Below are 12,105 nucleotides of genomic sequence, written 5' to 3'. Positions count from 1 at the left end.
CTGCGCGCCGCTTATTTCACTTCCCAGAACCAGATCTCGCCGGCGTTGGCGTAGTTCGAATAGTAGCCGACCCAGGAGAACCACTCGAGCAGCCACTTGGCGGACGATCGGTAGCCGTTCCACAGGTCGATGTGGTCGCCCGTGGCGCGGCCGGTGTCGGAGCTGCGCTTCCAGTAGTCTTGGAAGTAGATGATGCCCGTGCGGCCGAACAGCTTTGGATAGTAGTGCGCCGCTTCCGTGCCGGTGATCTTCTCGACCGCCCCGATGCCGGGGATGTTGGAGTGCGTGAGGGCGTTGGCGAGCTGACTGGCGTTGATGAAGTGCATCTCGGTGCGCGGATGCACGGCGCAGGAGGCGCAGCCGCCGATCTGCCCATCGCTGATGCCGGCGCGGCGCAGGGCGACCCCCAGCCGGATGGCACACTGGTTGTGGAACACGGGAAAGCCCATGTGCACCGTCTGGCCTTCCATGTTGGTCAGGTCGTGTGGGGCGACGCATGGAGCCGTCACCGACTCGTTGATCGGATGTCCGCGCCACAGATCGATGAACTGAACCATCAGCCCCCTCCCTCACCCACTCCCAACCCAGCGCGGCCAGTATAGGCGGCGCGCTGGCACTGGACCAGTCGCTAGCCCCCGCGCTTGGCCCTCAGATCGGCCCAGTACGCCAGCCGCTTGCGGATATCGCGCTCGAAACCCCGCTCCGGGGGATCGTAATACTGCGGCCGTGTGTCGAATTCTTCGGGGAAGTAGTCCTGGCCGGAAAAGCCTTCCTCCGCGTCGTGGTCATATGCGTAACCGTCCCCATAGCCCTCCGACTGCATCAGCTTGGTCGGGGCGTTGAGGATGTGCTTGGGCGGACTGAGCGAGCCGTGCTCCTTGGCGGCGCGCATCGCCGCCTTGTAGGCGACGTAGGCGGCATTCGATTTGGGCGCCGTGGCGAGGTAGATGGTCGCCTGCGCCAGGGCCAGCTCGCCTTCCGGGCTGCCGAGGAAATCGAACGTGTCCTTGGCGGCGAGCGCCTGCACCACCGCCTGCGGATCGGCGATGCCGATGTCCTCGATCGCCATGCGCACGAGACGGCGCGCGAGGAACAGCCGATCCTCGCCGCCGTCGAGCATGCGGCACAGCCAGTAAAGCGCGGCATCGGGATCGGAGCCGCGCACCGACTTGTGCAGGGCGCTGATCAGGTTGTAGTGGCCCTCGCGCGACTTGTCGTAGAGGGGCGCGCGCTTTTGCACGAACGTGCTCAGCGCTTCGCGGTTGAGCGGCTTCGAGCCCGACGCGACCCCGGCGAACACCTCGTCGGCAAGATTGATCGCGGCGCGCCCGTCGCCGTCCGCCATGACGATGAGAGCTTCGCGCGCATCCTTGTCGAGCGGCAGCGGGCGCTTCTCTTCCGTCTCGGCGCGCGCCAGCAATTCCTCGAGCGCTGCCTCGTCCAAGCGATTGTAGACGAGCACCGAGGCGCGGCTCAGCACGGCGCCGTTCAGTTCGAAGGAAGGGTTCTCGGTCGTCGCTCCGACCAGCGTGATCGTCCCGTCCTCCATGTGCGGCAGAAAGCTGTCCTGCTGCGCGCGGTTGAAGCGGTGGATCTCGTCGATGAAGAGCAGCGTGCCTTTGCCCTGCTCGCGGCGCGCTTTGGCGCGATCGAAGGCTTTGCGCAGGTCCTGCACACCGGAAAAGATGGCGGACAGCTGCTCGAACTCGAGTTTGGTTTCGTGGGCGAGGAGGCGCGCCACCGTCGTCTTGCCGGAGCCCGGCGGCCCCCACAGGATGAGGCTCGGCAGCCGGCCGCTTTTCAGCATGCGCGTCAGTGTGCCGTTGGGGCCGACAAGCTGCTCTTGCCCCACGACCTCGGAAAGCTTCGTCGGGCGCAGGCGATCGGCGAGCGGGCGCGGCGCCCCTTTCTCAAGTCCGGCGGCTTCGAACAGCGTGGCCACTAGTGTCCCAATTCCGGAGTTCGCCTGTGTTCGCAGGCAATGTAGCGATCGAACTCCGGAATCGAAAGGGACACTAGAGTTATACTTTTGCTAGCGTGATTCAGATCGAGAAATTCGCTCGGTACCCAGCCGCCAGCGAAGGCGAATTTCTCGATCATCACGCTAGCCGTCAACCCGACATTTGCAGTTTCATCAGGCGGCCATTCCGCTTGATGGTGACGCTCCACATGCGTTGCGGCGTGCGCGTGATCTCGTCCAGCATGATGACGTCGGTGATCTTGTTGTCGCCGATTTGCACGATGATATCGCCGGGCTGGAAGTCGAGCCGCGAGGCGACGCCGCCGGAGCGCACGGTGACGATGACGACGCCGTCGGTCTCGTCGAGATTGAGCTCGTCCGCGACGCTGGGGAGGATGTTGGAGACGCGCGCGCCGTCGAACGGATGATTGCCGGACAGGTTGCGGACGTCGTCCTTGCCGGGCTTGGGCGCGGGCAGAAGCGCCACTTCGAGCGCGACATGCTTGCGATTGCGGATCACGTCCAGCTTGGTCTTGTTGCCGACGCCGCGGGTGGTCAGCCGGTAGAGCACCGAATGCGAGTCCCCGACCTCGAAGCCGTCGACGTTCACGATGACGTCGCCGAGCTGCATGCCGGCCTTTGTCGCGGGACCGTTGTTGGTAAGCCGGGTGATGACCGCGCCGGAAACCCGTTCGAGCCCCAGCGTCGATGCCATCTCGCGGGTGACGGTCTCCATCTGGGCACCGAGCCAAGGCCGTTCGACCTTGCGGCCGGCGACGGCATTATCGGCGTAGAAGCGCACGAGGTTCGACGGGATGGCGAAGCCGATGCCGACCGAGCCGCCCGATTGCGAGAAGATCATGGTGTTGATGCCGACGAGCTTGCCGTTCATGTCGACGAGCGCGCCGCCCGAGTTGCCGGGGTTGATCGCCGCATCGGTCTGCAGGAACACCTGCGTGTCGGACTGGGCCATCTCCGTGCGCGCGAGCGCCGAGATGATGCCGCTCGTCACCGTCTGCCCGACGCCGAACGGGTTGCCGATCGCGAGCACCAGGTCGCCGACCTCGAGCTTGTCGCTGTCGGCGAACTGCAGGAAAGGAAAGTCGTTGCCGCCCTTCTCGATCTTGAGCACGGCGAGATCGGAGCGCTCGTCCTGCGAGACGATGCGCGCGTCGTACTCGCGCTTGTCGGAGAGCGCCACGCGGATCTGGGTGTCGGTGCCGCCCTTCACGACGTGGGTATTGGTGACGATCACGCCGTCGGGACTGATGATGACGCCCGAGCCCAGCGACGATTGGATGCGTTCTTGCGGCAGGCCGAAGCCGCCGCGACCGCCGAAGAAGCGCTGGAAGAATGGATCGTTGGCGAACGGTGACACGGCCGTACGCACGCGCGAGCGCACGTAGACGTTCACCACCGCCGGCGTCGCCTTCTTCACGATCGGCGAATACGAGTACTGCAGCGCATCGCGCGACGGAGGCGCCAGGCGATCCTGGGCTGGCGCAACGGTCGGCGCGAGAAGGATAGCCGCGGCCGCCGCCAGGGCAGCGGTCTTGATGCTGAGACGGGAGGGTGTCGTCGGCATGGTCATGCTGCTGATCATGGTCCTTGAGATGCCGTTCTATGTCGGTGCGTCGCGCGCCCCGGTCCAGGAGCCGCGTGGCGTCCGAGACGTAGCATAGCGCCGCAGATGGCGCCCCCATGACCGAGATTTGCCACTGTGCCTGGGGCGAGACGCCTCAAATGACCTGCAGGGCCCGCAGGCTGGCCGCGGCGGAGGTCACGGCCTCCTGGGGCGAGCGGAATGTCTGGCCCAAGACGCGGTGCGCCTTGGCGTTGCTGACAGGGCGCGGGAAGCCGAGGTCCGGCAGCACCGCCTTCAGGCGGCCGTCGACCAGCGCCAAGGCCCGGACCGCAACGTCGGGCAGCTCGCCGCGCGGAACCTTTTTCGCGAGGTCGGGCAGAGCCTGCTTCACGAGCTGACCGACCTCGAACAGCCGCAGGTAGCCGTTGGCCGTCAGGAACCGCTGGCCGGCCGCCCCCGGGTTGGTCATCGCCAGGCCATGGGTCACGGCCACGTCGCGCACGTCGCTGATCGGGAAGCCGATCTTGGGCGCCGCCGGATAGGCGCCGGTGCCCATCAGCTTGATCACCTCGTGCGAGGTGGAGAGGTCCGCGTCGGGCGCCGGGCCGAGGACGAAGGCCGGATTGACCACGGCAAGCTCCGGAGCGCCCGGCGTGCTGCTCACGTAGTCCCAGGCGGCGCGCTCGGCGAGCGTCTTGGAGACGACGTAGGTCGTGATGTCGGGCCGATCGGGGTTCGTCCAATCGGTCTCATCGAACACATGCCCCGGCGTTGCCTCGGGCCACGGCAGCGTGATGGCCACCACGGACGAGGTGAGCACGACGCGCTTCACGCCCGCCTGCTTCGCCGCCTTGAGGACGCGGACAGCGCCTTCTCGTGCGGGCCGGATCACCTCGTCGGGATCCTTGGGGTTCTTGAGCGGGAAAGGCGACGCCACGTGCTGCACATACGTGCAGCCCTGCATCGCCTCGGCCCAGCCGTCGTCGTCGAGGAGGTCGGCGGGGAAGAACTTGACGTCACCGGCGGTGGCGCCGGCATTGCCGATGGCCCGCCAGGTCTCCTCTTCGCGGGAGAGATCGCGCAGTGTCGCCTGGACCTGATAACCCTGGCGGATCAGCTCGGCGATGACGTGCTTGGCGATGAAGCCCGAGGCTCCGGTCACCAGAACCTTCTCACCCGCCATCGCAGCCTCCATCGCCAGCCGATCACGCACGGGCGCGGACATGCCCGCGGTTGCGCGAGGCACATAGTGCCCGCGCCACCGAAGCATGCTTAGCGATCAGTTGGCGATAAGGCCAGCGGCAGCCGCGAGGCGACCGATCACGATTCCGACTGGGCAGCAGCCACAGCCGCCTCGTGGCGCTCGCGGTCTTCCTTGCCCTTGATCGAGGTATCGCGGTCGACGAGCTCGATGACGGCGCGCGGTGCGCTGTCGCCGTAGCGGAAGCCAGCCTTCAACACGCGCGAGTAGCCGCCGGCGCGATCCTTGTAGCGCGTGGCCAGCGTGTCGAAGAGCTTCTTGACCATATCCTCGTCGCCCAGCCGCGAGGCGGCAAGGCGGCGCGAGTTCAAGTCACCGCGCTTGGCGAGCGTGATGTACTTGTCGATGACGCGCTTCAGATCCTTGGCCTTCGCCAAGGTCGTCACGATCTGCTCGTGGCGAATGAGAGACGCCGCCATGTTGGAAAACATCGCCTGGCGGTGGCTGCTGTCACGGCTGAAGCGCCGCCCCAGTTTCTTGTGTCGCATGTCAGTTCCCTTAGGTTGTTTAACGGGGAGGTTCTATGGCCTCACCTCGCTAGGCTCGTGAATTCGTGGTCCCGGTGTCGTGGGATCAGGTCGATCCCACGTGCCGGAATTCGCACGTCGTCTTAGTACTGATCCTCGAAGCGCTTGGCCAGCTCTTCGATGTTGTCCGGCGGCCAGTTCGGCACTTCCATGCCGAGGTGCAGGCCCATGGAGGCGAGGACCTCCTTGATCTCGTTGAGCGACTTGCGGCCGAAGTTCGGCGTGCGCAGCATCTCGGCTTCCGTCTTCTGGATCAGGTCGCCGATGTAGACGATGTTGTCGTTCTTCAAGCAGTTGGCAGAGCGGACCGAAAGCTCGAGCTCGTCGACCTTCTTGAGAAGGGCGGCGTTGAAGGCGAGCTCCGGATGACGCGTCTCTTCGACGGCCTTCTTCGGCTCTTCGAAGTTGATGAAGACGGCCAGCTGGTCCTGCAGGATGCGGGCGGCGAGCGCGATCGCGTCCTCGGGCTTCACCGAGCCGTCGGTCTCGACGGTCATGGTCAGCTTGTCATAGTCGAGGATCTGGCCCTCGCGGGTGTTCTCGACCTTGTAGGAGACCTTCTTGACCGGGCTGTAGAGGCTGTCGACCGGGATGAGGCCGATGGGCGCGTCTTCCGGGCGATTGCGCTCGGCGGCGACATAGCCCTTGCCCATGTCGGCCGTGAACTCCATGCGGATCGCCGCGCCCTGGTCGAGGGTGCAGATCACGTGCTCGGGGTTCAGGATCTCGACGTCGGGACCGGCCTCGATGTCCTTGGCGCGGATGGAACCGCCGCCTTCCTTCTTCAGCACCATGCGCTTCACGCCTTCGGAGTGAATGCGCAGGGCGATTTCCTTGATGTTGAGGATGATGTTGGTGACATCCTCGCGCACCGAGGGGATCGACGAGAACTCGTGCAGCACGCCGTCGATCTGCACCGTCTTGATCGCGGCGCCCTGCAGCGACGAGAGGAGCACGCGGCGCAGCGCGTTGCCGAGCGTCATGCCGAAGCCGCGCTCGAGCGGCTCGGCGACGACCGTCGCGGTGCGGCTCCGGTCACGGCCAGAGGCAACATCGAGCTTGTTCGGCTTGATCAGGTCTTGCCAGTTTTTTTGCAGAACGTTCACCACGGGGGGCCTCGCTTCGTCAGGCCTGCAGCGGGGGCGCAGGCGACAGGGTACAGTTTTCGGTCACTCGCGAACGCGAGACGACGGGGCTGCGGTAGACGCGCCCCGTCGGCAGCAGTCGTTAGACGCGGCGGCGCTTGCGCGGGCGGCAGCCGTTGTGCGGGATCGGCGTCACGTCGCGGATCGAGGTGATCTGGAAGCCAACCGACTGAAGGGCGCGCAGCGCCGATTCACGACCGGAGCCCGGACCGCAGACCTCGACCTCGAGGATCTTCATGCCGTGCTCCTGCGCCTTGCGGCCGGCGTCCTCGGCAGCCACCTGGGCGGCGTACGGGGTCGACTTGCGCGAGCCCTTGAAGCCCTTGGTGCCCGACGACGACCAGGCGATCGTGTTGCCCTGCGCGTCGGTGATCGTGATCATCGTGTTGTTGAACGAGGCGTTGACGTGCGCCACGCCGGACGTGATGTTCTTCTTCTCGCGCTTACGCACTTTGGCGCGTCCTGCGGGAGCGGTCGTCTCTTTGGCCATCCGTCAAATCTCCAGGGGCCGCGCTGCGGCCCGTCATGCGATAAGCGTCGAAAGCGAAATGGGGACCGGCCGTGCGGCCGTCCCCCGAATTGCGTGCGATCAGGCCTTCTTCTTGCCAGCGATCGGCTTGGACGGACCCTTGCGGGTGCGGGCGTTGGTGTGGGTGCGCTGGCCGCGAACCGGCAGACCCTTGCGATGGCGCAGGCCGCGATAGCAGCCGAGGTCCATCAGGCGCTTGATGTTGGTGATGACCTCGCGACGCAGGTCGCCTTCGACGAGGTAATCGCGGTCGATCGTCTCGCGGATCTGCAGCACCTCGGCGTCCGTCAGCTGATTGACGCGCCGCTCGGCTGGAATGCCGACCTTGGTGCAGATTTCATGGGCAAACTTCTGGCCGATGCCATGAATGTATTGAAGCGCGATGACGACGCGCTTCTGCGTCGGAATGTTGACGCCTGCGATACGGGCCACACATCTCTCCTGAGGTATCGATTGCCGCCGGAGGAAGCTCCCCGCCCCCGCTGCGGCACACCGCTGCTTTAATGTTCATGCGCCAAAAACGCACCCATCCGGCCCGTCTGGTGGCAGACCGGATTTTTTGCAAGGTGCGTTAAGAACGGGGTGTTGTACCGGAGCAATAATTCCCCGTCAATCTGCTGATAACGGTTTTTTCAGGGTGCGGCGACGCTGTTCAGAACAGCGTCCACCTGGCTCTCCACCTGGGGAATCGGCGCCATTCCGTCCACACAGTGCAGCTTGCCCTTGGCGAAATAGTAGCCGATGAGCGGCGCCGTCTCGCGATAATAGGCCATCAGACGCTTGCGCAGCGCCTCGGCATTGTCGTCGGCGCGCGGCACGCCCCCCGCGGCGATGGTCTCGCGCGCCCGGTTCTCGATGCGCGACAGCAGCGCATCGTCGTTAACCTTGAGCTCGATCACGGCGTCGAGCTGCTTGCCCGTGGCTGTCAACAGCTCATCGAGCGCCGCCGCCTGCTTCAGGGTGCGCGGAAAGCCGTCGAGAATGAAGCCCTTGGCGCAGTCCGGCTGGGCAATGCGCTCGGCGATGATGTTGATGACGACGTCGTCGGGAACGAGGCCTCCGGCCTCCATGATGGCGCTGGCTACCAGCCCGACGGGGGTTCCGGCCTTGACGGCCTGGCGGAGCATGTCACCCGTCGAAAGCTGAATGAGCCCCCGTTTCTTGGCAAGATTTTCGCCTTGCGTTCCTTTGCCGGCTCCCGGGGGACCCAGCAGGATTAGGTTCATCTGCGCCCTCGCCCCGTCGCGCCTCTCAGCTTGGCCTTCTTGATAAGGCCTTCATACTGGTGCGCGAGCAGATGGCTCTGCACCTGTGCCACCGTGTCCATGGTCACGCTCACCGCGATGAGCAGTGAGGTGCCGCCAAAGTAGAACGGCACGGCCGCGTAGGAAATGAGTATTTCCGGCAATACGCAGACCGCGGCAAGGTAGATGGCGCCGACGACAGTGATGCGCGTGAGGACATAGTCGATGTACTCGGCCGTCTTCTCGCCGGGGCGGATACCGGGCAGGAACCCGCCGTATTTGCGCAGGTTGTCCGCCGTCTCCTTCGGGTTAAACACGACGGCCGTGTAGAAGAAGGCGAAGAAGATAATCAGGGCCACGTAGAGGGCGATGTGGAGCGGCTGGCCGCTGCCCAGCGCCGCCGTCACGTCGTTGAGCCACTGCGGCCCCTGGCCGGCGGTGAACTGCGCGGCGGTGATCGGCAGCAGCAGCAGCGACGAAGCGAAGATCGGCGGGATGACGCCGGCCGAGTTGAGCTTCAACGGCAGGTGCGAACTATCGCCCTGGAACATCCGGTTGCCGACCTGGCGTTTCGGATACTGGATCAGCAGGCGGCGCTGCGCGCGCTCCATGAACACGATGGCGGCGACGACGAACAGCATCAGCGCCAGCAGCAGGAGCAGCAGGCCGACCGACAGCGAGCCCGTGCGCGCCAGCTCGAACAGGCCGACGAGCGCCGCCGGCAGACCAGCGACGATGCCGGCGAAGATGATGAGCGAAATGCCGTTGCCGACGCCGCGCTGCGTGATCTGCTCGCCGAGCCACATCAGGAACAGCGTGCCGCCGACCAGCGTGATGACGGTAGTGATGCGGAAGAACCAGCCTGGGTCCAAAACCACCGGGCCCGCCGCGCCGTGCGAGCCCTCGAGGCCGATGGCGATGCCGTACGCCTGGAAAGCTGCCAGGACCACCGTGAGGTAGCGGGTGTACTGGTTGATCTGCTTGCGCCCCTGCTCGCCTTCCTTCTTCAAGGCCTCGAGCTTCGGCGACATCGAGCTCATCAGCTGCATGATGATCGATGCCGAGATGTAGGGCATGATGTTCAAGGCGAAGATCGCCATGCGCTCGACGGCACCGCCCGCGAACATGTTGAACATGCCGAGGATGCCGGAGGCGTTGGCGCTGAACGTCTGCGCGAATGCGGTCGGGTTGACGCCCGGCAGCGGAATGAAGGTGCCGAACCGGTAGACGATGAGCGCGCCCAGCGTGAAGTAGATGCGGCGCTTGAGATCTTCGGCTTTGGCGAAGGCGCCGAAGTTCAGATTGGCGGCAAGCTGCTCGGCAGCGGAAACCATGGTTCGTCTCTCCCAACCTTCGCGCCCGTAGCCGCGGGCCGCCCCCTAGATCTCCCATCAGATGGGATCTCTAGGCCGGGGTGGCAACGCCGCTCAAAAACTGCCGGCAATCGGGTGATCGCCGGCTCGTGCGCCAAGGTTACTCCTCGGTGGCGGCGTCCCCTGCGGGCTTCTTGGGCGTCTTGCCGGCGCTCTTCTTGGCGGCCGTCTTCTTGCGCTTGATCTCGTCGGCCTCAAGCACCTTCTTCACGATGAGCTTGATCGACCCGCCGGCCTTCTCGATGGCCGCCTTGGCGGTACCGGAGGCGTGGTTGACGGTCAGGCTCAGCTTGGCCTTGATCTCACCGTTGCCGAGGAGGCGCAGGCCGTCCTTGGGGCGGCGGATGATACCGGCGGCGACGAGCGACTCCAGATCGACCGGCTTGCCGGCGTCCAGGCGCTTGTCGTCGATCGCCTGCTGCAGCGCGCCGACGTTGATCTCGTTGTAGTCCTTGCGGCGCCACTTGTTGAAGCCGCGCTTCGGCAAGCGGCGATGCAGAGGCATCTGACCGCCTTCGAAGCCGCCGATGGCGACGCCGGTACGCGCGGTCTGGCCCTTGCCGCCGCGGCCACCCTGCTTGCCGAGGCCGGAGCCGATGCCACGGCCGACGCGCACGCGCTCCTTGCGGGCGCCGTGCTTGTCCTTGATTTCATTGAGCCGCATCGGACCCTAGCTCCTTAAGATTTCTTCGCCGCCGGTACGTCGACGATGCGCACCAGGTGGGGGATAGAGTTGATCATGCCGCGAATGGCCGGAGTGTCCTCCAGCCTGCGCGTGCGATGCAGCTTATCGAGGCCAAGGCCACGCAACGTCTGGGTCTGGATGGCAGGCCGCCGGTTGGCACTGGCGATCTGCTCAACGGTGATGGTCTTCTTGGCCATGTCACTTCGTTCCTTGGGTATTCGGTCCGGACGTCAGATCACGCCTCGGCAACAGTCTCGCCGGCAACCGAGCCGTCACGGCGGCGCGAGACGATCTCGCTCACCTTCTTGTTGCGGCGAGCCGCGACGCCGCGCGGATTCTCCTGATGCTTCAGGGCATCGAAGGTCGCGCGGACGACGTTGTAGGGGTTGGTCGAGCCGAGCGACTTGGCAACGACGTCGTGCACGCCCAGCATCTCGAACACGGCGCGCATGGCGCCGCCGGCGATGATGCCGGTACCGGCGGGAGCCGAGCGCAGCACCACCTTGCCGGCGCCGTGACGGCCTTCGCTGTCGTGGTGCAGCGTGCGCGCATCGCGCAGCGGCACGCGCAGGAGCGAGCGCTTGGCCGCTTCCGTCGCCTTGCGGATCGCCTCGGGAACCTCGCGCGCCTTGCCGTGACCGAAGCCGACGCGGCCCTTGAGGTCGCCCACGACGACGAGCGCGGCGAAGCCGAAGCGCTTACCGCCCTTCACCACCTTGGCGACGCGGTTGATGTGAACGAGCTTCTCGGTGAACTCGCTATCACGCTCTTCGCGATCGCGACCGCGGTCTCTTCCTTGGGGACGTGCCACGTTGCAATCCTCTTCTTAAAAGTTCAGGCCGCCTTCACGCGCGGCATCGGCCAGCGCCTTGACGCGGCCGTGGTAGATGTAGCCTCCGCGATCGAAGACGACGTCCTTGACGCCGGCCTTGATGGCGCGCTCGGCGATGAGCTTGCCTACCGCTGCCGCTGCGGCCTTGTCGGCGCCGGTCTTCAGCGCCGACTTGAGATCCTTCTCGAGCGTCGAGGCGGCGGCGACCGTCTTGCCGGCAGCATCGTCGATCACCTGCACGTAGATGTGCTTCGACGAGCGGTGCACCGACAGCCGCGGACGGTCCGTCGCGTTCGCCTTCAGCGTGCGCCGGACGCGAGCCTTGCGCCGGTCGTACAGTTTGTTGAGCACAGTGATAGACATAGCCCGGCGTCCTTACTTCTTCTTGCCTTCCTTGCGGAAGATGTACTCGCCCTGATAGCGGATGCCTTTGCCCTGGTAGGGCTCCGGCGGCCGCGAGGCGCGAATGTTGGCTGCCACCTGACCGACGAGTTGTGCATCGATCCCGGAGACGGTGATGATTTCCTGCTTGGCCCCCGACACCTTCACGTCGACCCCGGACGGGATCGTGTGAACGACGTCGTGGCTGAAGCCGATGTTGAGCTGCAGCTGGTCCTTGCCCTTCATGGCGGCACGGAAGCCGATGCCCTGGATCTCCAGCGTGCGCGAGTAGCCGTTGGTCACGCCGTTGATCAGGTTGGAGACCATCGTGCGCGACATGCCCCACATGGACCGCGCCATCTTGGTCTCCTCGAGCGGCGTGACTTCGATACCGTCAGCCGTCTTCTCGACCTTGATCTCCTCGGGAACCGTGAAGGAGAGCTCTCCCTTCGGTCCCTTGACCTTGACTTCGCGCCCACTGACCGTCGCCGTCACGTTAGACGGGACCGGGACTGCTCTTTTGCCGATACGTGACATGGTCGTTTCAAAACCCTGTTGCCTACCGCCCGCTTAGCGCGGGCAG

Annotated in this window: 15 protein-coding genes; all 15 read right to left on the bottom strand. The window is 65.3% G+C overall.

What is annotated here, in order from left to right; translation table 11 throughout:
- Nucleotides 1-11: 11 nt before the first annotated feature.
- A complete protein-coding gene (locus GIW81_RS01305; RefSeq protein ID WP_154737550.1) occupies nt 12-557 on the bottom strand; it encodes a type VI secretion system amidase effector protein Tae4 in 546 nt (181 codons plus the stop codon).
- A gap of 71 nt (nt 558-628) precedes the next feature.
- Nucleotides 629-1,942 carry a replication-associated recombination protein A gene (locus GIW81_RS01300; protein ID WP_324614853.1) on the bottom strand — a complete coding sequence of 438 codons (1,314 nt, stop codon included), beginning with the start codon at nt 1,940-1,942 and terminating at the stop codon, nt 629-631.
- Between the two features lie 169 nt (nt 1,943-2,111).
- Entirely contained in the window at nt 2,112-3,545 is a 1,434-nt protein-coding gene (locus tag GIW81_RS01295; RefSeq protein ID WP_154737548.1) for a Do family serine endopeptidase, read from the bottom strand.
- A 154-nt stretch (nt 3,546-3,699) separates the two neighbouring features.
- On the bottom strand, nt 3,700-4,728 hold the full coding sequence (locus tag GIW81_RS01290; RefSeq protein WP_154737547.1) for an NAD-dependent epimerase/dehydratase family protein: 1,029 nt from the start codon (nt 4,726-4,728) through the stop codon (nt 3,700-3,702).
- 137 nt (nt 4,729-4,865) lie between these two features.
- Entirely contained in the window at nt 4,866-5,294 is a 429-nt protein-coding gene (gene rplQ / locus GIW81_RS01285) for a 50S ribosomal protein L17 (protein WP_154737546.1), read from the bottom strand.
- Between the two features lie 122 nt (nt 5,295-5,416).
- Complete coding sequence (locus GIW81_RS01280; RefSeq protein ID WP_324614852.1) at nt 5,417-6,439, bottom strand: DNA-directed RNA polymerase subunit alpha; 1,023 nt, start codon at nt 6,437-6,439, stop codon at nt 5,417-5,419.
- 121 nt (nt 6,440-6,560) lie between these two features.
- Nucleotides 6,561-6,968 carry a 30S ribosomal protein S11 gene (rpsK, locus tag GIW81_RS01275; protein ID WP_154737544.1) on the bottom strand — a complete coding sequence of 136 codons (408 nt, stop codon included), beginning with the start codon at nt 6,966-6,968 and terminating at the stop codon, nt 6,561-6,563.
- 99 nt (nt 6,969-7,067) lie between these two features.
- Nucleotides 7,068-7,439 carry a 30S ribosomal protein S13 gene (rpsM, locus tag GIW81_RS01270; protein WP_324614851.1) on the bottom strand — a complete coding sequence of 124 codons (372 nt, stop codon included), beginning with the start codon at nt 7,437-7,439 and terminating at the stop codon, nt 7,068-7,070.
- A 200-nt stretch (nt 7,440-7,639) separates the two neighbouring features.
- On the bottom strand, nt 7,640-8,233 hold the full coding sequence (locus GIW81_RS01265) for an adenylate kinase (RefSeq protein ID WP_154737543.1): 594 nt from the start codon (nt 8,231-8,233) through the stop codon (nt 7,640-7,642).
- A complete protein-coding gene (secY, locus tag GIW81_RS01260) occupies nt 8,230-9,585 on the bottom strand; it encodes a preprotein translocase subunit SecY (protein WP_154737542.1) in 1,356 nt (451 codons plus the stop codon). The genes GIW81_RS01265 and secY overlap by 4 nt, the downstream gene beginning before the upstream one ends.
- Nucleotides 9,586-9,724: 139 nt before the next feature.
- A complete protein-coding gene (gene rplO, locus GIW81_RS01255) occupies nt 9,725-10,288 on the bottom strand; it encodes a 50S ribosomal protein L15 (RefSeq protein WP_154737541.1) in 564 nt (187 codons plus the stop codon).
- A gap of 14 nt (nt 10,289-10,302) precedes the next feature.
- Nucleotides 10,303-10,506, bottom strand: coding sequence for a 50S ribosomal protein L30 (gene rpmD / locus GIW81_RS01250; protein ID WP_154737540.1), 204 nt, complete (start codon nt 10,504-10,506; stop codon nt 10,303-10,305).
- 38 nt (nt 10,507-10,544) lie between these two features.
- Nucleotides 10,545-11,120 carry a 30S ribosomal protein S5 gene (gene rpsE / locus GIW81_RS01245; RefSeq protein WP_324614850.1) on the bottom strand — a complete coding sequence of 192 codons (576 nt, stop codon included), beginning with the start codon at nt 11,118-11,120 and terminating at the stop codon, nt 10,545-10,547.
- Between the two features lie 15 nt (nt 11,121-11,135).
- On the bottom strand, nt 11,136-11,504 hold the full coding sequence (gene rplR / locus GIW81_RS01240; protein WP_154737539.1) for a 50S ribosomal protein L18: 369 nt from the start codon (nt 11,502-11,504) through the stop codon (nt 11,136-11,138).
- 12 nt (nt 11,505-11,516) lie between these two features.
- Nucleotides 11,517-12,059: a 50S ribosomal protein L6 gene (gene rplF / locus GIW81_RS01235; protein ID WP_154737538.1), complete on the bottom strand. Its 543-nt coding sequence runs from the start codon at nt 12,057-12,059 to the stop codon at nt 11,517-11,519.
- Nucleotides 12,060-12,105: the final 46 nt, after the last annotated feature.

This window comes from Hyphomicrobium album (genome assembly GCF_009708035.1).
GTDB classification, from domain to species: domain Bacteria; phylum Pseudomonadota; class Alphaproteobacteria; order Rhizobiales; family Hyphomicrobiaceae; genus Hyphomicrobium_A; species Hyphomicrobium_A album.
The sequence above is the reverse complement of the archived record's forward strand: the minus strand, read 5'-3'. Positions and strand labels throughout refer to the sequence as shown.

Excerpts from the sequence above, each read along its gene's own strand:
- GIW81_RS01290 (WP_154737547.1), bottom strand. The coding sequence starts at position 4,728 with ATGGCGGGTGAGAAGGTTCTGGTGACCGGAGCCTCGGGCTTCATCGCC.
- rpmD (WP_154737540.1), bottom strand. The coding sequence starts at position 10,506 with ATGGCCAAGAAGACCATCACCGTTGAGCAGATCGCCAGTGCCAACCGG.
- GIW81_RS01295 (WP_154737548.1), bottom strand. The coding sequence starts at position 3,545 with ATGCCGACGACACCCTCCCGTCTCAGCATCAAGACCGCTGCCCTGGCG.
- rplQ (WP_154737546.1), bottom strand. The coding sequence starts at position 5,294 with ATGCGACACAAGAAACTGGGGCGGCGCTTCAGCCGTGACAGCAGCCAC.
- rpsK (WP_154737544.1), bottom strand. The coding sequence starts at position 6,968 with ATGGCCAAAGAGACGACCGCTCCCGCAGGACGCGCCAAAGTGCGTAAG.
- secY (WP_154737542.1), bottom strand. The coding sequence starts at position 9,585 with ATGGTTTCCGCTGCCGAGCAGCTTGCCGCCAATCTGAACTTCGGCGCC.
- GIW81_RS01265 (WP_154737543.1), bottom strand. The coding sequence starts at position 8,233 with ATGAACCTAATCCTGCTGGGTCCCCCGGGAGCCGGCAAAGGAACGCAA.
- rplF (WP_154737538.1), bottom strand. The coding sequence starts at position 12,059 with ATGTCACGTATCGGCAAAAGAGCAGTCCCGGTCCCGTCTAACGTGACG.
- rplO (WP_154737541.1), bottom strand. The coding sequence starts at position 10,288 with ATGCGGCTCAATGAAATCAAGGACAAGCACGGCGCCCGCAAGGAGCGC.
- rplR (WP_154737539.1), bottom strand. The coding sequence starts at position 11,504 with ATGTCTATCACTGTGCTCAACAAACTGTACGACCGGCGCAAGGCTCGC.
- GIW81_RS01305 (WP_154737550.1), bottom strand. The coding sequence starts at position 557 with ATGGTTCAGTTCATCGATCTGTGGCGCGGACATCCGATCAACGAGTCG.